General features: G+C 42.3%; 21 protein-coding genes. 9 read left to right on the forward strand and 12 right to left on the reverse strand.

Annotated features, from left to right (window positions below):
* Nucleotides 1–47: 47 nt before the first annotated feature.
* A complete protein-coding gene (locus tag HXY43_RS19035) occupies nucleotides 48–1,868 on the reverse strand; it encodes an ABC transporter ATP-binding protein (protein WP_290886084.1) in 1,821 nt (606 codons plus the stop codon).
* Here HXY43_RS19035 and HXY43_RS19040 point away from each other — a divergent pair.
* Nucleotides 1,867–2,079, forward strand: coding sequence for a hypothetical protein (locus tag HXY43_RS19040; protein WP_290886087.1), 213 nt, complete (start codon nucleotides 1,867–1,869; stop codon nucleotides 2,077–2,079). The genes HXY43_RS19035 and HXY43_RS19040 overlap by 2 nt on opposite strands.
* A 7-nt stretch (nucleotides 2,080–2,086) precedes the next feature.
* Here HXY43_RS19040 and HXY43_RS19045 read toward each other — a convergent pair whose 3' ends face one another.
* On the reverse strand, nucleotides 2,087–2,878 hold the full coding sequence (locus HXY43_RS19045) for a DUF6816 family protein (protein WP_290886090.1): 792 nt from the start codon (nucleotides 2,876–2,878) through the stop codon (nucleotides 2,087–2,089).
* Nucleotides 2,879–3,603: 725 nt separating this feature from the next.
* On the opposite strand from HXY43_RS19045, the gene HXY43_RS19050 reads away from it, so the two are divergent.
* The 4 genes from HXY43_RS19050 to HXY43_RS19065 all read left to right on the forward strand — a co-directional run bounded on the left by HXY43_RS19050 (nucleotide 3,604) and on the right by HXY43_RS19065 (nucleotide 6,561).
* Entirely contained in the window at nucleotides 3,604–4,482 is an 879-nt protein-coding gene (locus HXY43_RS19050; RefSeq protein ID WP_290886093.1) for a DUF4388 domain-containing protein, read from the forward strand.
* Nucleotides 4,482–5,030 (forward strand): ATP/GTP-binding protein, encoded by a 549-nt coding sequence (locus HXY43_RS19055; RefSeq protein WP_026736460.1) that lies wholly within the window; start codon nucleotides 4,482–4,484, stop codon nucleotides 5,028–5,030. Before HXY43_RS19050 ends, HXY43_RS19055 begins: the two co-directional genes overlap by 1 nt.
* Before the next feature lie 192 nt (nucleotides 5,031–5,222).
* On the forward strand, nucleotides 5,223–5,810 hold the full coding sequence (locus tag HXY43_RS19060; RefSeq protein WP_290886097.1) for a roadblock/LC7 domain-containing protein: 588 nt from the start codon (nucleotides 5,223–5,225) through the stop codon (nucleotides 5,808–5,810).
* A gap of 196 nt (nucleotides 5,811–6,006) precedes the next feature.
* Nucleotides 6,007–6,561, forward strand: a complete 555-nt coding sequence (locus HXY43_RS19065) for a protoglobin domain-containing protein (protein WP_290886100.1) — start codon at nucleotides 6,007–6,009, stop codon at nucleotides 6,559–6,561.
* A 332-nt stretch (nucleotides 6,562–6,893) separates the two neighbouring features.
* Here the strand turns inward: HXY43_RS19065 and HXY43_RS19070 are convergent, their stop codons facing one another.
* The 6 genes from HXY43_RS19070 to ffh all read right to left on the reverse strand — a co-directional run bounded on the left by HXY43_RS19070 (nucleotide 6,894) and on the right by ffh (nucleotide 11,573).
* A complete protein-coding gene (locus HXY43_RS19070; RefSeq protein WP_290886155.1) occupies nucleotides 6,894–7,304 on the reverse strand; it encodes a ChuX/HutX family heme-like substrate-binding protein in 411 nt (136 codons plus the stop codon).
* Between the two features lie 106 nt (nucleotides 7,305–7,410).
* Nucleotides 7,411–8,364, reverse strand: coding sequence for a PhoH family protein (locus HXY43_RS19075; RefSeq protein ID WP_026736751.1), 954 nt, complete (start codon nucleotides 8,362–8,364; stop codon nucleotides 7,411–7,413).
* Nucleotides 8,365–8,561: 197 nt separating this feature from the next.
* Nucleotides 8,562–8,738 (reverse strand): 30S ribosomal protein S21, encoded by a 177-nt coding sequence (rpsU, locus tag HXY43_RS19080; RefSeq protein ID WP_290886105.1) that lies wholly within the window; start codon nucleotides 8,736–8,738, stop codon nucleotides 8,562–8,564.
* Between the two features lie 424 nt (nucleotides 8,739–9,162).
* Nucleotides 9,163–9,594: a KH domain-containing protein gene (locus tag HXY43_RS19085; RefSeq protein ID WP_290886107.1), complete on the reverse strand. Its 432-nt coding sequence runs from the start codon at nucleotides 9,592–9,594 to the stop codon at nucleotides 9,163–9,165.
* A complete protein-coding gene (gene rpsP, locus HXY43_RS19090; protein ID WP_026736754.1) occupies nucleotides 9,557–9,817 on the reverse strand; it encodes a 30S ribosomal protein S16 in 261 nt (86 codons plus the stop codon). Before rpsP ends, HXY43_RS19085 begins: the two co-directional genes overlap by 38 nt.
* 295 nt (nucleotides 9,818–10,112) lie before the next feature.
* Nucleotides 10,113–11,573, reverse strand: coding sequence for a signal recognition particle protein (ffh, locus tag HXY43_RS19095; protein ID WP_290886111.1), 1,461 nt, complete (start codon nucleotides 11,571–11,573; stop codon nucleotides 10,113–10,115).
* 887 nt (nucleotides 11,574–12,460) lie between these two features.
* Here ffh and HXY43_RS19100 point away from each other — a divergent pair.
* On the forward strand, nucleotides 12,461–13,768 hold the full coding sequence (locus HXY43_RS19100) for a pentapeptide repeat-containing protein (RefSeq protein WP_290886115.1): 1,308 nt from the start codon (nucleotides 12,461–12,463) through the stop codon (nucleotides 13,766–13,768).
* Between the two features lie 308 nt (nucleotides 13,769–14,076).
* Nucleotides 14,077–14,718, forward strand: coding sequence for a Uma2 family endonuclease (locus tag HXY43_RS19105; protein WP_290886117.1), 642 nt, complete (start codon nucleotides 14,077–14,079; stop codon nucleotides 14,716–14,718).
* A gap of 94 nt (nucleotides 14,719–14,812) precedes the next feature.
* On the opposite strand, the gene HXY43_RS19110 is transcribed toward HXY43_RS19105, so the two are convergent.
* The 3 genes from HXY43_RS19110 to HXY43_RS19120 all read right to left on the reverse strand — a co-directional run bounded on the left by HXY43_RS19110 (nucleotide 14,813) and on the right by HXY43_RS19120 (nucleotide 16,912).
* On the reverse strand, nucleotides 14,813–16,195 hold the full coding sequence (locus HXY43_RS19110; RefSeq protein ID WP_290886119.1) for an aminopeptidase P family protein: 1,383 nt from the start codon (nucleotides 16,193–16,195) through the stop codon (nucleotides 14,813–14,815).
* Nucleotides 16,196–16,397: 202 nt separating this feature from the next.
* Complete coding sequence (locus HXY43_RS19115; protein WP_290886121.1) at nucleotides 16,398–16,622, reverse strand: hypothetical protein; 225 nt, start codon at nucleotides 16,620–16,622, stop codon at nucleotides 16,398–16,400.
* 32 nt (nucleotides 16,623–16,654) lie between these two features.
* Nucleotides 16,655–16,912 carry a hypothetical protein gene (locus tag HXY43_RS19120; RefSeq protein ID WP_290886123.1) on the reverse strand — a complete coding sequence of 86 codons (258 nt, stop codon included), beginning with the start codon at nucleotides 16,910–16,912 and terminating at the stop codon, nucleotides 16,655–16,657.
* Nucleotides 16,913–17,138: 226 nt separating this feature from the next.
* Here HXY43_RS19120 and HXY43_RS19125 point away from each other — a divergent pair, with 226 nt between their 5' ends.
* Together HXY43_RS19125 and HXY43_RS19130 are read left to right on the forward strand one after the other, a co-directional pair.
* Nucleotides 17,139–18,434: a hypothetical protein gene (locus tag HXY43_RS19125; protein WP_290886124.1), complete on the forward strand. Its 1,296-nt coding sequence runs from the start codon at nucleotides 17,139–17,141 to the stop codon at nucleotides 18,432–18,434.
* 12 nt (nucleotides 18,435–18,446) lie between these two features.
* On the forward strand, nucleotides 18,447–19,148 hold the full coding sequence (locus HXY43_RS19130) for a BBE domain-containing protein (protein WP_290886126.1): 702 nt from the start codon (nucleotides 18,447–18,449) through the stop codon (nucleotides 19,146–19,148).
* Between the two features lie 478 nt (nucleotides 19,149–19,626).
* On the opposite strand, the gene HXY43_RS19135 is transcribed toward HXY43_RS19130, so the two are convergent.
* Nucleotides 19,627–21,288, reverse strand: a complete 1,662-nt coding sequence (locus tag HXY43_RS19135) for a serine/threonine protein kinase (RefSeq protein WP_290886129.1) — start codon at nucleotides 21,286–21,288, stop codon at nucleotides 19,627–19,629.
* Nucleotides 21,289–21,440 lie beyond the last annotated feature (152 nt).

The raw sequence follows: 21,440 nt of genomic DNA on the forward strand, positions 1-21,440 counted from the left end.
AACCACTAACCACTAACCACTAACCACCAACCACTAACCACCAACCACTAACTTAACAATTCCCCAGTCTCTTGCAGCGCGTGCAAGCGATGGTAAATTCCCTCACTACGCAAAAGTTCTTCGTGATTACCGACTTCTACAACTTTGCCTTGATCTAGAACCACAATTTTGTCTGCTTCCCGGACTGTACTCAGGCGGTGAGCAATCACAATTGTAGTGCGGGTTCCTTGGAGCGATCGCATTGCCAGTTGAATTGAACGCTCAGATTCGTAGTCTAGGCTAGAAGTAGCTTCGTCAAAAATCAGCACGTCTGGTTCAACTAGCAACGCCCTAGCAATTCCCAAGCGTTGTCTCTGTCCACCAGACAACCTTACACCCCTCTCTCCTACTACTGTGTAGTAACCTTTAGGTAGATGCTGGACGACTTCATCAAGTCTGGCGATTCTACAAGCTTCTTCAACTTGCTCAAAGGTGGCATCTGGTCTGCCATACTTGAGATTATCCAAGACAGTACCGTTAAAAACATCTACTTCTTGGTGAACTATTGCCAGCCTGCGTCGATAACCTCCCACATCCAGAGTGCGAATATCTTGACCATCAATGAGAATTTGACCTTCATTAGGTTCAAAATATCGCAACAGCAGCTTTACTAAGGTAGATTTACCCGAACCCGATCGCCCAACTAGCGCCACTGTTTGATATGGTTCAATCAAGAGATTGATATCATGTAGAACTTGACGCTTCGGTTCGTAGCCAAAACCAATGTGCGAAAATTCTACCTTTCCTGTAAATTTATAAGGAGATTCTGGCTGTTGTCTTTCTTCCAAAAGACCAACTGAATCAACTCCAGATCGTTCTTTGAGAAATTCGTGGAACCGCACCATTGAACTGTAGCGACGGGCAAAAATCTCCGCTAGGACGCCGATAGGCTCCAACTCGGCATAAGCCATACTGGAAAGAGTTAACGTCATGATAAAGTGACCAAGAGAAATCCTCCCATTGATTGTCGCCACTAGCGTCAAACCCAAAATTGCAAACACGCAAAACTGAACTACAGTTCTTTGCCAGGTTTGCAGCTTGACATAACCTTTGTGGATGCGATAATCCACTACGGTTAGTTCCCGTCCCAAACGTACTTTTTGCCGCTGCAATTCTTTTGCTTCTGTCGCAAATGCTTTGACTGTTTTGATGTTGCTGATGATTTCAGAAGTACGGCTTTCAGTGTTTTCCGAGTATTTATCCAAGCGGTTATCGTGCCAAATAAGCCGCTTTAACTTTTTCAAGGTAAAGCCAAGGATAACGACAAAGGAAATCAGATATAAAATTGCTATCCGCCACTCTACAAACCAGATAAACACAAAAATTCCCAACACCCGGAACAGTTTAGGAATCATTTGTCCGGCTATTTCAGGATAAGTCCAAGTGTGGTTGGCAACTCCTCTAGCTATTCGTCCGGCAATCCGTCCAGGGTTATTTTCGTCATAAAATTCCAGTGGTAGGGTCAGAATTTTCTCAATCGCTTTTTCATGCTGATCTCGACGTGCCCTTAAGGCAATATCCCAGTGAAACCAACTAGTTAACCAAGGTTGTGTTGGCGCTCTTACCACCGTGACAAGAAAAATCAAACCCAGCAATACTCCTAAAGAGAGAAGCTTATTCACTGGGTAATTAATAATGTCTGCGATTGTGGCGATCGCTCCTGCAAGTGGTTTGTCTAACGGTTGACCAGACAAAATATTCAAAATTTGCCCGATCGCATAAGGTACAATCAAATCGATAATCTCGTAAAAACTGGTTGCTGCAATACTAAAGATACTCAGCCCCCAGTAAGGACGAAAGTAATTGAGAATATCTCGAAAGTTTGCCATGATGCACACTGTCCAAGAGCATGAGCCTGTAGCTCCGGAAGTATTATACTACATCTATACTACATTGCAGTCAAGAGGCAAACAAGCAAATCATCCTTTGGGAAGAGGTAATGGGGAGATGAGGAGAGTGGGCATCGGGAATTGGGCATTGGGCATTGGGCATTGGGAATTGGAAATAATTAGCAACCAACAACCAACCACTAACTACTAACCACTAACTATTGACTCTTGACTCTTGACTCTTGACTAATAGGAAAAAATTCCAAGCGATATCGATAAAGAGCAACTGGATGAGAGCCAGCTTTAAAGTAATCTGGATCTTGTGGTGAAAGGTAGACAGCAGTGACTTGATCTGCTTCTATGGCTGGATTAGGTGTAGATAATTTGCGGTAGGCGGTTGTAGACTCTACTGTATTAAAATAAGCACGCCCACCACCTTTAAATAGTTGTTGAAAAACTTCTGTAGCAATAAATTTACCATCAGATGTAGTTTCTGTAGCGCGTGCAGAAACAATAGAAACTAGTTGGCGTTCATGACGTAGTAAGGTAATCTGACGATTGGGAGAATCTGGATCTACTTTGACTGATAATACATCTGTGTCACCTAAATAGGCACGTGCCAAATTTAAGCCATTAAACGCTCTATCCGCTACTATTGTTGGTTTGGTATCTTGGCGAGAGTTTATTTTTAACCCAGAAACAGGCTTTTTCTCCTCCACAAACTGCACCTGAAAGCTAAGAGGCTGGTTAAGATATTGACGATTACCCTCAAATCCAGGTGTGACAATCTCAGGAGCCAAAGGAGCAACCAAATCCACAAGCGTGCTTACAACCTGCCAATTACCCGCCATCCAGTCAGGATAAGCTAAATCTCCTATAGCTGGTTGCGCTAAGGTTATTTTTTTCCACTCAGGAAAATTATCTAAACGCTCAGCCAATTCTCCCGCCATTGCTTCTGTACTCCACAGCAGGAATAAAACAATCAAGCAAAAACTGCAAATTAGCTTCATAGACAAGTATTAAGCAGTATTTTTTTCAAAATGTAAACTTTATTTGATTAAAAGCTCACGCACTTTAGAAATTGTGTTGCTTTTTTGTTACTAAATTTAACTCTTACAGTAATAAACTCAACAAAAACACTAACCTTCTTTAAAAAGACTGAAAGCAAAGTAATCTTCAAAATTCATTTTCCTGCTTAAACAGGTTCAATATACAAAAATACTCATAACTTCCTTAAAGCTATGTATTTTCTGGGTTTTTCGCCTCAAGTGATGTCAATAACTGCTTTTTTGCTAACTGTTAGATTAGTTACCATAATTAAAACTAAGATCGTACTTGAAATAAAAGTAATTAATCATACTTGCTAAATATAAGTTCTAGTGTTATTACTTAAAAAATACCAAAATAAAATGATTTCATTAGTAAAATTACTTATTCTAATAACTGAAATCTTTATTTATGCTTTTAATGCTGTGGTAGTTAAAGCGTAAATTATTTTGAAAAAAGCAAGTGTAAATCTTGAATGGTAGTACAAGGTTGTTAGGATGGGATGTCATGAATCATTTCCCAAATTAAAGTATCGTATCTGAAGCTACCTTGCGGGCTTCTATTAAGCTAAAAGCTTTAGGCTAAACGCTTTTTGTCAGAGTATTCAGTTTTAAATGACTGAAATATTTTATTAGTTATTAGGGTGTCATCTGATTGATTGGTGTGTTTATGATTAATAGATGAACTAATGAGCCTATCGAGTTCTTTTACTAATTTTTCTTTAGCTGAATTGTTTCAACTGATTGACCAAGGAAGAAAGTCTGGTTGTTTAACAGTGTGTACTTTACCAGATATTAATGCTCCTAGTTCTAAATCGCAGTATTATTACATTTGGTTTCGACAGGGGTGTGTAGTTGCGGCGGCAAATCGCTTAAATGGTCAGGGTTTAATCTATAAAATTACGCAACGAGGTTGGGCAAATCAGCAAGTTTTAGAAAAGTATAGTCAGTTCCTGCCAACAGCAACACCCTTTGGTTTGTATTTAAAAACGCAAGGAGTGCTAAATACTGAGCAATTAAACTTATTATTTGCTAGCCAACTACACCAGATTCGACAATTATTTGAAATTCAAAAAGGTGTATTTAAACTTGATAGCAAAGCACCCCTGCTTGGGAAAGAAATGACAGGATTAAGTTTGAGGGCAATAGAAGTCAGTCTGATGGCTTTAAGAACTCTAAAAAACTGGGAAGCCTTGGCTGATGCACTCCCGGATGTGAATTCTGCTATACGTAGCATTAGCCAAAGCAAACCACAAATTCGTCTACATGCTTTGGAATGGCAAGTCTGGGAATTTGCCAATGGTAGTGTTCCTCTCAGCGCGATCGCACATCAACTCCATCAGCCTATAGCTTTAGTTCAGCAAGCAGCTTTTCGGCTGATGTTAGCTTGTTTAATAGAAGAAATTTCTCCAGTGACATCTACCCTAGAACTAAATAATTACCCTCTAGATTTAAAGATGGTAAATTCATCTGGTTTTGGTAAAGAAAAATCTCAAGAACTAGAAAGATCCAAAATAAGTACTTCATTATTGCAAAATTTAGTTGGGTTTTTAAGGAGTAATAATTGATGGAAATCCTACGCATTGTAGTTACTGGCGGCGTAGGCGCAGGCAAAACAAGCTTCATTCGTACTATCAGTGAAATCGAAACGGTAGATACTGATAGAAAAGCAACTGATGAAATTGCACTTTTGAAAGAGAAAACCACAGTTGCATTGGACTTTGGTCGGTTGACAATTGCACCAAATCAATCACTACACCTTTATGGTACGCCCGGACAGATGCGATTTGATTTTATGTGGGACATATTAATTCAAAAAGCCCATGCCTATATTTTGCTGATAGATGCACACCGTCCGGAACAAGTGCGCTATGGTCGGAAAATTCTTCAGTTCATGAAGCATCGAGTTAAAATACCGTATCTAATTGGGCTAACTCATACTGATTGCCCTGATGCTTGGCAGATAGAAGATGTAGCACTGGCTTTGGGACTATCAGAGGAAAGTACCAAACCACCGATGATGTCTGTAAATGCTACTGAGTCTGCTTCCGTAAAAGAAAGTCTAATTGCGTTGGTTGAAGAATTTGCCAGATATTACCAATATTTCACCGAATAACTAGAGTTATCTTGTTTGACAAAAACTCTTATGCTAGTTGTCAAATAAAAAACACGTAGAACTTTAATTTTTATCCTGTTATTCTGAATTTTCCTTGTTACCTTTATTGATTTGTCTCAAGTCTTGGAGTCAGTTTATGACCGTATAAGATGTGATGGCCATTACACTGTTATATCTTGCTGTTTAACCACTATGCCTCTGGGCTATCTTCTCAAATTCTTGACTGGGATATTTCAGAAATATCCTGTACCAGAAAAAACATCAAATTTGTCACATACAACACATTTACCCGTACCGCCGATTGCGGAAAATTCGGCACAATCTTTACCAGTAGTTACGGTAAATTCACAGTTACTAACAACTGCTAAGACAACTCAAACATCTGTATTAACAATTGTGGAGGAAAAATTCGTGATTAATGTCTCGATGCTGCAAGACGAACTGCAAAACTTTGTGTCAGGAACCTCAGAGGTTCAAGGTGCAGCTTTAGTTAGTCCGGATGGCTTGGCTTTAGCCTCTGTGTTGCCGGGTGGAATGGATGAAGAACGTACAGCCGCCATGTCTGCATCTATGCTGTCACTGGGCGAACGCATCGGTCGTGAACTGGCTCGCGGTAATGTAGAGCGTATCGTTGTTGAAGGAGAGAAAGGCTATGGGGTGTTAGTTGGCTGTGGTGCCGATGCAGTTTTATTGGTACTCGCTAGTGCGGAAGTCAAACAAGGCTTACTGTTTCTAGAAATTAAGCGCGCTGTTTCTAGAATTTCACCTCTGTTAGCTTGAGTGGAGATAAAAACAGTCTCTACACAGATTTCTGGATCGTTGGTTTTACATATTTTCCCTGTCAAATTCCAATTCAGGCGTATTAAGATTACTCAAGCTTAACCGAAATTTAACGTAAAAATTTCATGAGTTCTCAAAAACTGCCTGACCATAATCTCGATGTTTTGTTTTAGTTCATCTTGTGGAGAAGCTAATTATGATTTTAGACACAGTTGCTTTTATGTCCACACTGGAAAAGCGTGTGTGCTTGACAGATGAAGACAAAGCCATACTGAAATCTCAAGCAGATTGGGGTTTACAAATTGCTCCAGAGATGGCTGACCACTTTTATGCATACCTGGGACGTGATGCAGAAATGAATGCTATTTTGAATGACGGAAACGGGCGTATACATCGCCTGCGGGAAACCTTTATTCAATGGTTCCACGAAATGTTCACAGGTATGGATGACTGGGGACAAGCCTACGCCGATCGCCGTTGGAAAATCGGTTTAGTTCACGTCCGCATTGGCATTGGGCCTCAGCATGTTGTTCCAGCAATGGCGACGGTGATCCATCAAGTAGAAAAGCGCCTACAAGTAGATGGTAAAAGCCAAGCTCTCAAAGATGCTCTCAGTCGCATCTGCATGATTGACTTGGCTTTTATTGAGCAAGCTTACGTAGAGGTATCTTCAGATGCTGTTCTTGGAGAAACTGGTTGGACTCAAGGTTTGTTTAGACGCTTAATTGCTACCGGTGCACGCTCTATGTGAACTCCTCCACATCGTACATGCCATTGATTTAAATGATTTGGCGCGTTGAAACAAACTCCTGTCTGCGTTTAGCAAAAATTGATTACAGGGTGCATTCTCCGCATACCCTGCACTACCGCGATTCAAATCAAATTCACGAGTAAGTTCTCCAAATCAAATCGCATTGCTATATTAATAATATTTATTACACATAAAATTAGCGCGATCGCTACTGTACGTAAGCGATTATGATGTATTTGAGTTTACCAGTTTAGATAAGTGAGTAGTTAGTTGTTAGTTTTTGGTTGTCTTTTGTCCCTTACTACTAACTACTAACCACTAACTACCAACCATTAAACAATTTCTGCCAAAGGTGCAGGCTGCCAAATTTCTCCATATTTATCCCGCAGAGTGCGCCAAGCCTCTACTTGTCCAGGTTCATATTCACCCGGCTTACCCCACTGTAAAAACAAACTTAAAGCTGACTCCTGTTTATCATCCAAAAACCGGATGGCATAGGTGGTAAAGTTACCTCGCTTTGCTTCACCCGTTTCAAATTTCACCTGAGTTATTTTGTCCATATTCAAGTGAAATTCAAAACCTTCCGTGTGCATATTTGCGTATTTACCTTTAGGCAATTCCGCATAAAACAGCTTTTCCACCTTACCGCGTGCTTCTAATACAGCAGCGCTGCTAGTCACAATCAAACGCAAAGTTCCTAAAGTTTCGCAAGCTTCCAAAAATTCTTTTAATGTTTTGGTCATTTGTCCTTTGTCCTTTGTCATTTGTCATTTGTCATTAGTTAGTAGTTAGTAGTTAGTAGTTGGTATTTTTACTACTAACTACTAACTCCCAACCACTAACCAATCACTATTTTTCATATTGTTCATATGCATTAACAATACGCTGAACTAGGGGATGGCGCACGACATCTTTTTGAGTGAATTCGCAAAAAGTAATTCCTTCAACGTGTTTTAAAATCTGTATGGCTACTGCTAATCCAGATTCTTGGTGTGATGCCAAATCAGTTTGGGTCATATCACCCGTTACTACCATGCGAGAATTGAAACCCAAGCGAGTTAAGACCATTTTCATCTGGGATGGTGTCGTATTTTGGGCTTCATCCACAATCACAAAAGCGTTATTCAGCGTACGTCCCCGCATGTAAGCTAAAGGAGCAACTTCAATCACACCTCTTTCCATCAATGATGGTACTTTTTCTGGATCGATGAATTCATTAATGGCATCGTAGAGAGGACGAAGATAGGGATTAACTTTCTGTTGCAAGTCTCCTGGCAAAAAACCGAGTCTTTCACCTGCTTCAACCGCAGGACGAGTTAAAATCAGCTTTTCATATTGATTAGCCAGGAGTGCCTGTACGGCTACAACTACCGCCAAGAAAGTTTTGCCAGTTCCAGCAGGCCCGACACAAAAAATCATGTCTTGCTTGCGTAGAGCTTGGATATACTGTTTTTGCCGAAAAGTTTTGGCGCGGACTTCTTCGCCTCGGCGAGTTTTGGCGAGGACATCTCGCTGCAAGTCTTGCAATTCATCTTCCCGATGAGTATCGAGGGCTTGGCGGGCTGTGAGAATATCAGCGCTAGAGACGATATTACCTTTGCTCCAGAGGTCTTCGAGCGATCGCACTAATCGACAAGCCAAGTCAATTTGTTTTACCGTACCGGAAATGTGTAATTCTTGTCCACGCAGTACTAGTGTAGCTCCTGTCTGCCTGGAGAGGATTTTAAGATTTTCTTCCCTTTGTCCTGCCAGAGCGATCGCGCTTGTGATATTCGGCAGTTCAATTTTCAAGGCATCTGCCATAGTGTTTGATGTAAAATTTTCCAGATAACCTCTGAGATAATAATTACGGATAAAAATGTAGAGGCGCGAGCAGCCTCTTAGATCGAAGCAAAGCTTACACGTCTCTACTTTGCTAGGTTTGTTTTACAACTGCTTTCAAACCCTGAGTTGCACACATGGCTTTGGTTAATTACTTTAACCAAAGATATTTTCCTCATTTAGAAGCGACCGCCTTTACGTACGCTTTCCGCTTTGCGCTTGCGGCGCAGACTGGGTTTCTCATATCTTTCCCGGCGCTTGACTTCGGATAAAATCCCAGCTTTTTGAATTTTCTTTTTAAAACGTCTTAGTGCCGAGTCAATAGACTCATTTTCACCCAAACGGACTTCAGCCACTCCCTAGTTTCACCTCCTTACAGAGATTATCTGAGTCAAGTAAAGTACCCGCAACCATACCCGTAAGGGCTGGTTGGGGCTTTCAGTTTCAACCGCTTTGCCTTCTGTGGAAGTCCGTACTGATTACGGTATAAGCTTTTACAAAGCGTCCACTGGCAGTCGCGCGTTTTCCACAGGCAGATATTGATTTTTGTTCGTGCCGCTTGGCTTTCGCGGACTGTGGTTGTAGTAACAACCGAATAATACCCCGTCTAGCAAGGAGAAGACAATGACGCTATTAGTTTAAGATTGGATTGACAGGCTGCCAAGTTCAGCGGTTGACGACTCCTCAAACACCCCTTGAAAGGGGTATTTTCGTCGTCGTCCGGCGTCTCTCCCCACCTAACATTTGTATAGCTAGGGACTTACGCCGATTTTGTTAAACTTAGCGTGAACGGGATTTAACAATAGGGCGGCTTCCGTTACCGCGTCGTTCTTTTGGTTTGGGCGGCGGTAATCGCTCTTCTCCCTCTTCATCAAAAGAAACACCCTCCCGACCAACACCATTACTGCCGTAGATATCTAGGTATACTGAGTGACCAGCAGCATCAGCAGCAGCAGCAATGACTGTGCGAATCGCCTGGATGTTGCGTCCTCCCCGACCAAACACTTTCCCTTTATCTGTGCTATCAAAAGCGATGCGAATCCAAACCCGCTTGTGGGTGTGATACATTTCACAATCGACGCTCAAGGACTGTGGCGATTCTAAAAACGGTTGGATCAAGAACCGTACTAGCCCAACGTAGTCAGGACTTACTGCTGGGGATTTTGTTCCGAGCTTAGGAAGCGGCTTTTGCACTGACCTGTTCAAAGACATTTTCTTTTTCTAAAATGCGACGCACGGTGTCAGTTGGTTGAGCACCTTGCTGTAGTCGCTTGACGATGCCGGGAACATCCAGTCGCACTTCATCAGTTCTGGGATTGTAAAATCCTAGTTCCTCTAGGGGACGACCATCGCGGCGAGCGAGGCTGTTGATAGCGACTATGCGATAACTCGCTTCCCGCTTTTTACCGTATCGCTTCAAGCGCAATTTAATCATGGTTTAGAGACTATTCTCCTATTGTTAGCAACGAGTTTGCAGCTAGTTAATGTGGAAGCCACCTTTACTTGGTGCTTCTGAAGGGACAATCGCGACGGCATTATGCCAAGTCAAGTAACTGTCCCTGAGTTTGTGTCAGATCTTCTTGATCAAGAGGATCGCAACTTGCAATGCTAAAATGCTAATTTTAGCACTTACACAGGCTGAACTGCTATTGGTCAATAGTCATTTGTCCTTTGTCATTAGTCCTTGGTCAAAAACTAATGACCAATGACTAATGACTATTGACCATTGACTACAGCGTACCGAAACCTTTCTTCTTTTTGTCCTTCTTGGGCTTCTTTTTTGCACCGGTGCCGCCACTATAACCCCTCCATCCAGGAGGAGCGGGACGATTTCCTGCTGCTGCGTAGGGGCTACCCATACCACCACCAAACATTCCCGGCATCCCAGGAAAGCTACCTTGACCCATTTGCTGCATAAGAGTACGCATTTTTTGGAAGTCACTTACCAGTTTACTGACATCCGCCTCTTTGTAACCGCTCCCAGTAGCAATCCGCCGTCGCCGACTGGGCGAACTAGCCAATAAATCTGGATTTTTGCGTTCTGCTGGAGTCATGGAATTAATCATCGCTTCGCAGCGCTTGAGCTGGGTTTCGCCTTGCTGCAACTGGTCATTCGTGAGCTTGTTCATCCCTGGAATCATCTTGATGATGCCTCCTAGGGAACCCATGTTTTTCAACAAGCGTAGCTGCTTGAGAAAGTCGGTGAAGTCGAACTTCGCCGTCAAGATTTTCTCTTGCATTTTCTCGGCATCAGCCAAGTCAATTTCTTCCTGGGCTTTTTCTACTAAGGTAAGGACATCGCCCATACCCAAAATTCGCGATGCCATGCGATCGGGATAAAACGGTTGCAGGGCTTCAACTTTCTCGCCAACACCAACAAACTTAATCGGCGCTCCCGAAATCCGTCGCACTGACAGTGCTGCCCCTCCACGGCTATCACCGTCCAGTTTGGTGAGAATTGCACCAGTAATACCAATCTGTTCGTGGAAGGTACGGGTAAGATTTGCTGCTTCTTGACCAGTCATCGCGTCCACCACCAAGAGAGTTTCGTGGGGTTGAACGGCTTCTTTGATGCGGGCTAACTCCGCCATCATCTCTGCGTCAATTTGCAGGCGACCGGCAGTGTCAATAATTACAGTGTCAACACCTTCTGCTCTGCCGCGCTCTACACCCTGTCGCGCAATTTCCACCGGATCGGCATCGCTTCCCATTTCAAAAACTGGTACCTCGATTTGCTTACCCAGTGTTACGAGTTGCTCAATAGCTGCTGGGCGATATACATCTGTTGCCACCATCAAGCAGCTGCGTTCTAATTTCCGTAAATGTAAAGCCAACTTAGCAGTAGCAGTGGTTTTTCCTGTCCCCTGCAAACCTGCCATTAACACAATCGTGGGTTGATCTTGGGCTTGCGCTAGGGGTACATTAGTTTCCCCCATGACCTGCACCAACTCATCGTAAACAATTTTGATGAACTGTTGGTCAGGACGTACGCCAGCGATTACCTCGGCTCCTTGTGCCTTAGTTTCAATTTCGCTAATAAATTCTTTGACTACCTGGAGGTTTGCATCTGCTTCCAACAGGGCACGGCGGACTTCCCGCAAAGCATCTTGAATATTGGATTGGGAAATTTTATCCTGTCCCCGCAGTTTTTTCCAGGCAGCTTCTAAACGGTCAGCAAGTGCATCGAACATAGATAATTAATTTGGTTACAGGTGATTAGCTAGCGAAAATGTCATCAGACACGTATATATGTAGACGCCCTTAGGGCAACTTCTCGTAACAGATGAGAATTTTGGCAGAATATAAAGGCGTTATTTACCAGCTTAGTAGTTTTTATCCCGACTGTTGCGACGGGATAACTACGTGCCGCAATGGCGATTACCGTCTTTGACTAGCTGAATATAGATTTTTGAATATTTCTGAAAAAAGCAAGTTTATCTATAAAATATCAAAAACTATCTGAAAGACACTTAGTTTTTCAATGTATACTTAGCTACTATATCATATAAAAATATTATATTTCCTGCTTAAAATTGAGTCGGAAATTAACTTTTATGTGCTTATTTATTTAAGCGAGAAAATAATATGAAGAAAATGAGATTGCCATATTAATCCATATTTTAATTTACCCTAAGTCATTTTACCAAGCAGCAAAGGTATATAACTATATTTAGTTTCAGTAAAATATGCAAAAATTAGTTATTTATAATACATAATTGAATAGTTTAAGAAAATTTTGCCTATTGACATCTGGAAGATTCCAGGTACATTGGTAAAAAATGATACTATATTATCAGGGACGTAAGTCTACCTCTTAATTTTTGATAACTTAGGGAATTTCCGAGTCAACAAGCTCGCCCTAACTATTTTTGAATCGAGTAATTGATTAGCAAAAGCTTCTCTATTTTTTTGATGTTTACTTGGAACATCAAGCTTTTGTTGTGAAATTTGATACCTGCTTAAGTATATATAGTTAAGTTTTAACTTCTATACTTGGGCTGATTTTTGCAGTTCGCATAACAGATCGCTTTTGGATTGATTTTAGTAGAGTTTTAGGAAGGGCAATGGAGGATTGTGCATGACTGTAGCCAACCGTAAAAAGATTGATTTCTGTGAAGAAGCCAAGGTTAAACTGATTTCATCATTAGGGCAAATGGCTTTGGTTGGCTTAGTTCTTATAGTTATCCTACTGCTGACTAATGTCAAACCGTCAGCATTGGTGCTGGGTTTGAGTTTTTGCTTAGCAATTGTATTCGTCGTTTGGAATCAACAGAAGTGGTTAAAAAATGAGTCTCAAGAGCGATCGACTTCTCTTGCTCACAATTTATCACCCGATCCGCTCCTTAAAAATGGCAATCTGAGGAATGCAGAAATTAACAAAGCAAAAAAAATTGATGTGAGCAGGAGTATTCTTCAAAAAGTTCTCAATCAGAGAGTAGGAGAGCAAGGCTTGAGCAATATCAGCTTAATTCTTGCTGAGTTAAGCGGTGCCCAGCTAATGGGTGCTAATCTTGGCAGTGTCTACCTCAATGGTGCTAACCTCAGTAATGCCAACCTCAGCGATGCCAACCTTAGCGATGCCAACCTTAGTGATGCCAATCTCAGCAATGCCCTACTTTGGAATACTCAGTTAGTAGGTGCTAATCTCAGCAGTACCCAGTTAGTAGGTGCTAATCTCAGCAATGCAAATCTTCAAGATGTCAACCTAAGTAGTGCCAACTTGAGCAAAGCTCAGCTAGTGGGTGTTAATCTCCACAGTGCTAACCTTAGTGATGCCCAGTTAATAAATGCAAATCTTACTAGTGCAAATCTCAGTAGTGTTTATCTATGGAATGCCAACTTGAGCAATGCCCAACTGGCGAATACTAATTTTAGCTGTGCTTATATGAGCTGTGCTAAGTTAAACGATGCTAATCTTAGCTGCGCAATTCTCAAGAATGCTCAACTGAGTAATGCCAAGTTGAAGAATGCAAACTTGAAGAATGCCAATTTAAATAATACTCAGCTAGTTGGCGTAAACCTGAATAATGCCAATCTTAGCGATGCTAATTTGGAAGGTGCTAACTTAGAGGGTGCCAACTTGAGTGGAGCTAATCTGAGTGGAGCTAATTTGAGGTGTGTCAAAATTAATCAGGCAACAAAACTAGATAGCAAATGGCTTTTAGTTTGGAAAATTTTAAATCAGAAACATAAGAGTCAAGAATTGAGAAATGCAGATTTTGAAAATGCTAATCTTCAAGATGCTGACCTTAGAAATGCTGATTTGAGTGGTGTAAATTTCAAAGGAGCAAAAGTGGAGAATGCTCTATTTGGCTGGAATAAAGGACTTTCTGCGGAGATGGAGTTGGAGTTAAAGCTACGAGGGGCAATATTTGAGGATGAGTAGGGCGATCGCTTTTTTGTAGATAATGACTAATGTTTCAATTGATTAAGCTCATTCGACATCTAGAAGGAATTGGGATTTCGTGTTATTTAACCCATTAGTTCTTTGTCAAAAGTTTCTAAGAATGACCAAAGACTAATAACTAATGAGGATAGTTAGACGAGCAAATTTTATAAAATTAAACTACAGGTATAGACTCCTGTAAAAGTGGTTTTCTGCATATTACACAAATGTATACCTATCAATCATTTGTATGCATCGGTGGTTGCAAATAACCTCAGCCTTACTGTTGCAAAAACTTTATTATTGCTATGACTAGCAGCACTCTCATCCAACCAGAAGAAATCATCCACTTATCAGGTATCAGTTGGCAAACTTATGAAGCTTTGTTAAATGAACTCAGTACAAATCGACGCCTACGGCTTACTTACAATCATGGCAATCTAGAAATTATGGTTCCCTCACCCGAACATGAAATATATAAAAAGACAATGGGTCGATTTGTCGAAACTATAGCTGAGGAACTAGATATTAGAATTTATCCCCTTGGTTCAACTACTTTCAAACGTCCAGAATTGAGTGGTGCTGAACCAGATGAATGTTTTTACATTGCAAACCTTAACGTGGTTAAAGGTAAAAAGAGAATAGATTTACAACAAGATCCACCGCCAGATTTAGTAGTCGAAATTGATATTACCAGCAGTTCTGAAGACCGCTTGGAAGTGTATGCCGATATAGGTGTACCGGAAATCTGGCGATATGATGGTAACTCTTTCAGTATTAATATTCTACAAAATCAAAAATATATAGTAGTTGAAAATAGTTTGGCATTTCCTACTTTGCCTATTCAAGAAATTTCGCGGTTTTTAAAACAGGTAGGTGAGAAAGATTACTTGGATTTAGTAAAGGAATTTCGCAACTGGGTTAAAAGTCAAATTCAGAAAAATTGTTAGTAGTTAGTGGTTAGTAGTTAGTGGTTGTAGAGACGTGCCATGGCACGTCTGTACATTGGTTAGTAGTTAGTAGTTAGTGGTTAGTAGATAGTAGTTAACCATTAACCAATTCCTCTACACCACTAGCATCAGTGGGTAAGGCAGCTGTTAAAACTTCGCTACCTTCTTCTGTTACTAAAACATCATCTTCAATACGAATACCACGTACATCGCCAAACTGAGATAGGCGCTCCCAATTGACTGTGTACTGATATCTTGAACACAATTTCACATCATTTAAAATTGCTGGTACTTGATAAAAACCAGGCTCAATTGTTACTAACATTCCTGTCCGCAAAGGACGATTTAAACGTAAATAGCTCAAGCCAAAGCGATCGCTCCTTTTGCGTCCCTGTTCATATCCGGCTAAGTCTCCCAAATCTTCCATATCATGCACATCCAAGCCTAGCAGATGACCAATGCCATGAGGGAAAAACAGCGAATGGACATCCCTTTCTACCAAATCTTCAGCGTTTCCTCGCAAAATGCCTAAATCCACCAAGCCCTCAGCCATAACTGTACACGCCAATAGATGAATATCCCGATACTCAACACCAGGATGTATCTTAGCAATGCAAGCATCATGAGCAGCCAGCACTACATCATAAATATCCCGCTGGGTAGATGAAAACTTACCATTAACAGGCCAAGTGCGAGTAACATCCGCCGCCCAACCCATCTCTGTTTCTGCGCCGACATCAGCAAGCAGTAAGTCGCCTGGTTGGAGGGAGTGGTGATACTGCTCGTTATGCAGAACTTCGCCGTGAACGGTAACAATGCTGTTGTAGGAAGTAGTCATATTGTGGGCGATGATGACTTTTTCCATGGCCGCACGTACTTCTGCCTCTATCTTGGCGCTAGGTGTTGCTGCCATACCAGTTTTGTGTACCTCGACAGTAACAGCAGCAGCTTTTCGCAATTCGGCTAATGCTCCTTCATCGTGGGTGAGACGCAACTCGACAATTGCTTTGGCTAATTCTAAATCGATTCCTTGGAGCTGATTTTGCGGTAATACCCATCTATTCAATAGTTGTGACTGTTGCGTCCAAGTGGCTGGATCTTGGACGGCAATTGTTGCTACTCCTTCTAGTTGTGACTCTAATTTTGCCCTTGGGTAAGCAGCGTCTGCTCCAATTTGCGCGGCAATTTCTTCACGCTTTGGCATTTCGCCATGCCAGAGAGCGCTACCAGGTGCGGGATCATCCATGAATAATTCCAGCTTGCCTGCTTCTAAGCGAATTGCTGAATTTGGTAAAGGTAGTCCGGCAAAGTATAAGAAATGACTGCTAGCACGGTAGGGAAAGAGATTCGCCGGAAAGTTGCGCGGACAACTATTTCCTGACCAAAGAATTGCAGGAAAATCTATCAATTGGGCTAGCCGTTGCCGTCGCTGGCGTAGGGTATCGATGAGAGTATTAGAAATACTTTGTATTTGCATGATTGGTAAAAAATGAACAATTATACTTCTTATTTCAAACTTATGCCTAATGTGAATTAACTCTCGGTCGGCAATGAGTAATAGGTAATGGGTAATGAGGAATAAAACTACAGTTACCAATTACCTATTACCAATCACCAATAACCAAACATGATTTTTCTCAACCGTTTTAATTCAGATCAGATGTGACTTTAGCTTTCAGTTAATCTTTATCGTCGTCCTCATCTTCACTGTCTTCCCGCTGATCCCTGTAGCTGCCTTCGTTTTCATCATCGTCAGATTGCTCTTGTTGTTCTTGGCGTTCTTCTGCTGGGTTTCCGAAGCCAAAGTTGCAACTGACTAATCCCCCTGAAAATATTACTAAGCTAGCCGCAGTAAGAATGCCCCCAATGTTTTTTTTCTTTAAGCTTTCGTTTTTGTGGAACATTGACCCTACCTTTTGAAGATAAAATTGCTTATTTATAAGGTAATGTGAGTGGAAATCTGAACTGTATATTTCCAGAATAATTTAAAGAAATGTAAATATTCGTCTTTATTGCGTAAATATCTCCAGCGCCTCCGATAAGTTACAAAGCTTTGATTGGGTGACTCTACTTCCAGGTATTTGTCATGTGTTTGACCATACATTTTTTGTCTGGAGATTTTCCTTTTGACTGCATTTAGCAACACCCCACTTAATAAGTCAATAAGTGAGCGATCGCCAATTGCAAACATCATGCCGGTTTCAACTAAAATCTACCCAAGGATAGATGAAGAATTAAGCCAAGCAATTAAAAACAGAGTTAGCTATGTCGATTCATAGTTAGTAGCAGTATTGTCCATCAACGCTATTAACACAACCCAAAAATTCCACCAGCAAAGCTTTTAAAAAGCTGGTCTTTGACTTTGTGATAGTTCTCTATTGATTCCTGAATTTAACAAAATTTGAAAGGCAAGTATAGATATGGATACAAAAACATATCTACCCGGTTTAAAGACTGCTTTAGAATTCCCGCTAGTAGAGGCGTTATTTGGCAGACGTGCTCGTCGCTTCTCTCTTGGTGCTGCGATTCCGGATGGGCCATTGGCGTTTACATCTCGCCATCAGCCTTTACCGCTTTCAGAACTAGAGCAGATGATGGTTCTGACCGCAGCAGCGGGTAATACTGGATGGCACTACATGATTACACGCCATGCTAGATACGCCCCGCACCTGTCGAACTACTCTGCTGCTGCGGGAGGGCGTACTTTTCCTTCAGCCGCAGGTTTCCATACCAGTGAAATATTTTTTACCAATGACGATGGCGTCTATTTCTTTGAGACTCGCGATGCACATGCTTTGGTAGAGCGACAAGCAGACGAGGACATCAATCTAGATGCTCTCTTGGCAGCTCATCGCCAACGGATTCGCAAGCTAACTGAGGGTCGCCTGCACATTCCACCTGCTGAACCCTACATGGAAGGACACAACACTTGGTGTGTTAATCGTCCGGGAAGTCTGCTGATTATTCCCGTAGGCGATATTGCCCAGCATATGATTGCTAACCTTTGCTTTTTGGTGCAGAACGGCTATTGCATTTATGACGATGTAAATCGAGAGCAGATTCCAGGACTGGAAAAATTCAAACATCTGGTGAATTTAGACGAACCCTTCCCCATGACCTTCATCGATCAGTATTCCTTGACGGAATGCACCGCTGAGCTTTCAACCTGTTGCTATGCAGGTATGCTGATGCTGCAAGCAATGGGGCTGGGTGGTTGGATGTTTGATGGTATGGATCGCCACGTTGTCTTGGGTGCAAGTGGCGATCCGGATGTACCGGGTTTAGGTTTCCGCTACGACACCGACGAACGTTGGGCACTCCCCAACCCAACAGGTTTACCAGGAGTATTCGAGGCTTTTTGTCCACCCCACTATCCCGACATGCGTGCAGCTGTGGAAGCCTTTGCCAAGCGGAAATTTGGTTCTGGTGGGCCATTTCACCCCGACACCCCCGGGCCTTGGAAAGAAACTGCTAAGGTACGCACAAGTGCCGAGGTTCACAGTGAAGAGTTCAAGGAGTGTGTCGCCCTCATGGCGCAATACATCTATGACCGTTTCGGCAAATTCCCCGGCACTGTACCCAGTGTGTTTATTCTGACTTATCTCCAGGCTCATCACTTAGATTTAGAGTTCTACGACCATCACTTCCAACCAGGAGCTTACCTAAAGACTCACGCTCAACACATGACGAATTGGCATTCAACTAACGAGATGTAGAGTAGCTAAGGAGTGCAGGAAGATATGTATGGCTTCTTTGCCTTTTTGAAAGTACCACCGGGGCCACCATTTCCAGAACATCTGCATACAAAGATAATGTGCGGCATTGTTTGGTGCTACACCGGAGCATTGGAGAAAGTAGAGGAAGCGTTCCGACCGATCCGCAATTTTGCTACTCCAGCTTTTGAACACATTGGCCCAATGCCCTATCCTGCTTTGCAGAGTATGTTCGATTCCCTATACCCGACAGGGTTGCAGTGGTACTGGAAGGGCGATTTTGTCAACCAGTTGAGTGACGAGGCGATCGCCCTACATCTAAAATATGGTTCGCAGCTGCCAAGCTTGCTGTCAACGATGCATCTGTTTCCGATTGACGGTGCAGCCAACCGAGTTGGCAATAAAGATACGGCTTTCAGCTTCCGTGAGGCGAATTGGTCGATGGTTATAGTTGGTGTCGATCCAGATCCGACAAACGCTGAAAAGATTACTACCTGGGCGAAGGAATATTGGAACGCCCTGCATCCTTATACTTGTGGCGGTGCGTACGTGAATTTCATGATGGAGGAGGGTCAAGAGCGCGTTCAGGCGACGTACCGTGATAATTACGAGCGTCTGGTAGCGATCAAGAATAAGTACGATCCAACCAACCTGTTCCGCGTCAATCAAAACATCAAGCCGGTCAGCCCCTTCGGGGAATTAAAAATTAAGAATTAAAAATTAAAAATTAACATCCCCATAAATAAATTTTGGGGCTTGAAGTCAGGCACTTGGCTTGGGAGATAGGGGCAGGCCCTTCGGGAATTAAAAATTAAGAATTAAGAATTAAAAATTAACATTCCCATTTTTAATTTTGAATTTTTAATTTTTAATTGGAGCAAAGCGACGGTCACAGCTTATATCAAATCCGTTTGATTAGTTATCGTATCTGCCCTCACCCCCAGAGGGTAAGGGGGTGAGGGTTTTTAATGAACATGAATTAGCCGGACTTGATATTAGACTCCTTGCAAAAGTAATACCGATTTGAAAAAAGAATGCGACAAATAGATATTGTAGAGACGCTTCAAACAGCGCATTTCTACAGCAGGATCTGTTACAAATATTTATTGAATCGGTATAATTTTTGCACTTTTGCAACAGATACGTATATCGCGCAAAATATCAAAATATTATACACAATAGAATCTCCCTTTTTCTAAAAGGGGGAGATGTCAACAGATTCTGGCATTTCTACATTATTTGTATCTGCTTCAACTTTGTTTTGTGGTCTCTGTTCACCTTTACCTTCAGTGTTAAAATTTTGGTTCACTTCCTGTGTTGGCACTACAACAGCAGGGGAATTTGATCGCTGTGATTCCCTATTTGCTGGCGATACTGGTACAACAACAGAATTAGATTCTTTTGTAGGTTGCGGTGAAGGAAAAATTTTATTTTGTAAAGGAAAACTTTTACTAGAAGATGGTGATGCTGGCTGATTGACTGAGGATGGAGAAGGAGATTTTTGGCGAGAGTCGCGGATAACTCGCAGTCTTTCTACTAGAGAAGGTGATGGAGATGTGTTGGGTGTAGCAGATGATGGAGTTTGTTCTGGGGATTGGCGGTCTTGCGATTCTTCTGTAGTGTTGCGAGTTGAGGATTCTGATTGTGAGGAACGCCGATTGCGATTGCGCTGTCTGGAGGATGCAGATGACTGTGAAGAGGTGTTAGTCTCGGCAGGTGTAGGAGAAGGTGTGTCTGTAGATGGTATTTCCGCAGAGGTATCTTGACTGGGTTGTTCAAAAACAGGCTTTGGAGGTGGTTGCTGAGGCTTGTTGAACATGGTAGTAATACCAAAACCTGCTGTGGCAGCAATAAAGGCTACACCCGCGCCAAGTAATACTTTGGACGATCGCACTTTATTACCGATGGGAGTGATATTCCCAAACAGTGATGAATTTTGCTTTTGACTTGCAATCTTTGGTTTGGGCGAGTTAGCTTGACGCTGTTGGGCAGATAAATCAATGGTTGGCACTGTTTGCGTAACTACTGGTAGTGGCAAAGGATTTGTGCCATCGCTTGGTAGCAGTTTCAGCCACTCTGCCACTGTTTGCGGGCGGAACTTTGCCTCAATTGCCATACCGCGCATCACAGCCTGATTAACAGCAGCACTCAAGTGGGGTTGCAACTCACGAGGCGCAGGCATTTGTTCGCGATCGCGCAGGAGTGCAGGCATGGGTACTTGTCCTGTCAACAGTGAATACAGTGTTGCTGCTAAGCCGTAAACATCCGTTGCAGGTGTGCGCGGTGCTTGGGATAGATACTGTTCAATTGGGGAATAACCTTCAGATACCATGCCCGTGTGAGTCTGTCTCACCCCACTATTAAATTCACGGGCAATGCCAAAATCTATCAGCACTACTTCCTGAGTTCCCTGGCGGAGGATGATATTATCCGGTTTCACATCCCGGTGCAGCAAACCATTTTGATGCACCACCTGTAAGGCTGCCCCAATTTGACGGATGTAATGAATTGCTGTAGCTTCTGGCAAAGGTATTCCTGGCAAAACGTATGCCTCTCCCAAAGTTTCACCCGGGATGTATTCCATCACCATGTATGGCAACCCAGTTTCAACAAAAAAGTCGCTGACTCGGACAATATTGGGGTGGACACATGTAGCCAAGCGTCTGGCCTCATCCTGAAACTGGCGCTCAAACTTGCCAAAATCAGGATGTTGTCGCAGCTTTTCATTTAGGGTTTTAATCACCACTATCTGATTTAGGTAGTGATGAGTCGCTTTGAAAGTAATACCAAAGCCACCCCGACCAATTTCTTGGTCCAACGTATACTTTCCACCCTGCAATTGTGTACCAGCTAGCATAGTGTTTTAGATTCGGGATTTGACAATTGGGTCTGGGCAATCCATTTTTAGATTAGGGTTAAATATTATCCTAATCTGAAGTCAACAGTCCAAAGTCAATAATTTGGACTCTAACCCTTTGGTGGTGCAATCCTAAACAATCAATTTTCTTT

Origin of the sequence: Fischerella sp. (assembly GCF_013388695.1) — a bacterium.
GTDB lineage: Bacteria > Cyanobacteriota > Cyanobacteriia > Cyanobacteriales > Nostocaceae > PCC9605.

What these genes read in the sequence shown, in the direction of transcription:
- HXY43_RS19115 (WP_290886121.1), bottom strand. Translation starts at nt 16,622, where the DNA reads ATGTTCCACAAAAACGAAAGCTTAAAGAAAAAAAACATTGGGGGCATT.
- HXY43_RS19120 (WP_290886123.1), bottom strand. Translation starts at nt 16,912, where the DNA reads ATGATGTTTGCAATTGGCGATCGCTCACTTATTGACTTATTAAGTGGG.
- HXY43_RS19035 (WP_290886084.1), bottom strand. Translation starts at nt 1,868, where the DNA reads ATGGCAAACTTTCGAGATATTCTCAATTACTTTCGTCCTTACTGGGGG.
- HXY43_RS19085 (WP_290886107.1), bottom strand. Translation starts at nt 9,594, where the DNA reads ATGTCTTTGAACAGGTCAGTGCAAAAGCCGCTTCCTAAGCTCGGAACA.
- HXY43_RS19070 (WP_290886155.1), bottom strand. Translation starts at nt 7,304, where the DNA reads ATGACCAAAACATTAAAAGAATTTTTGGAAGCTTGCGAAACTTTAGGA.
- HXY43_RS19125 (WP_290886124.1), top strand. Translation starts at nt 17,139, where the DNA reads ATGGATACAAAAACATATCTACCCGGTTTAAAGACTGCTTTAGAATTC.
- HXY43_RS19100 (WP_290886115.1), top strand. Translation starts at nt 12,461, where the DNA reads ATGACTGTAGCCAACCGTAAAAAGATTGATTTCTGTGAAGAAGCCAAG.
- ffh (WP_290886111.1), bottom strand. Translation starts at nt 11,573, where the DNA reads ATGTTCGATGCACTTGCTGACCGTTTAGAAGCTGCCTGGAAAAAACTG.
- HXY43_RS19045 (WP_290886090.1), bottom strand. Translation starts at nt 2,878, where the DNA reads ATGAAGCTAATTTGCAGTTTTTGCTTGATTGTTTTATTCCTGCTGTGG.
- rpsP (WP_026736754.1), bottom strand. Translation starts at nt 9,817, where the DNA reads ATGATTAAATTGCGCTTGAAGCGATACGGTAAAAAGCGGGAAGCGAGT.
- HXY43_RS19105 (WP_290886117.1), top strand. Translation starts at nt 14,077, where the DNA reads ATGACTAGCAGCACTCTCATCCAACCAGAAGAAATCATCCACTTATCA.
- HXY43_RS19135 (WP_290886129.1), bottom strand. Translation starts at nt 21,288, where the DNA reads ATGCTAGCTGGTACACAATTGCAGGGTGGAAAGTATACGTTGGACCAA.
- HXY43_RS19075 (WP_026736751.1), bottom strand. Translation starts at nt 8,364, where the DNA reads ATGGCAGATGCCTTGAAAATTGAACTGCCGAATATCACAAGCGCGATC.
- HXY43_RS19060 (WP_290886097.1), top strand. Translation starts at nt 5,223, where the DNA reads ATGCCTCTGGGCTATCTTCTCAAATTCTTGACTGGGATATTTCAGAAA.
- HXY43_RS19055 (WP_026736460.1), top strand. Translation starts at nt 4,482, where the DNA reads ATGGAAATCCTACGCATTGTAGTTACTGGCGGCGTAGGCGCAGGCAAA.
- HXY43_RS19110 (WP_290886119.1), bottom strand. Translation starts at nt 16,195, where the DNA reads ATGCAAATACAAAGTATTTCTAATACTCTCATCGATACCCTACGCCAG.
- HXY43_RS19050 (WP_290886093.1), top strand. Translation starts at nt 3,604, where the DNA reads ATGAGCCTATCGAGTTCTTTTACTAATTTTTCTTTAGCTGAATTGTTT.
- HXY43_RS19040 (WP_290886087.1), top strand. Translation starts at nt 1,867, where the DNA reads ATGATGCACACTGTCCAAGAGCATGAGCCTGTAGCTCCGGAAGTATTA.
- HXY43_RS19065 (WP_290886100.1), top strand. Translation starts at nt 6,007, where the DNA reads ATGATTTTAGACACAGTTGCTTTTATGTCCACACTGGAAAAGCGTGTG.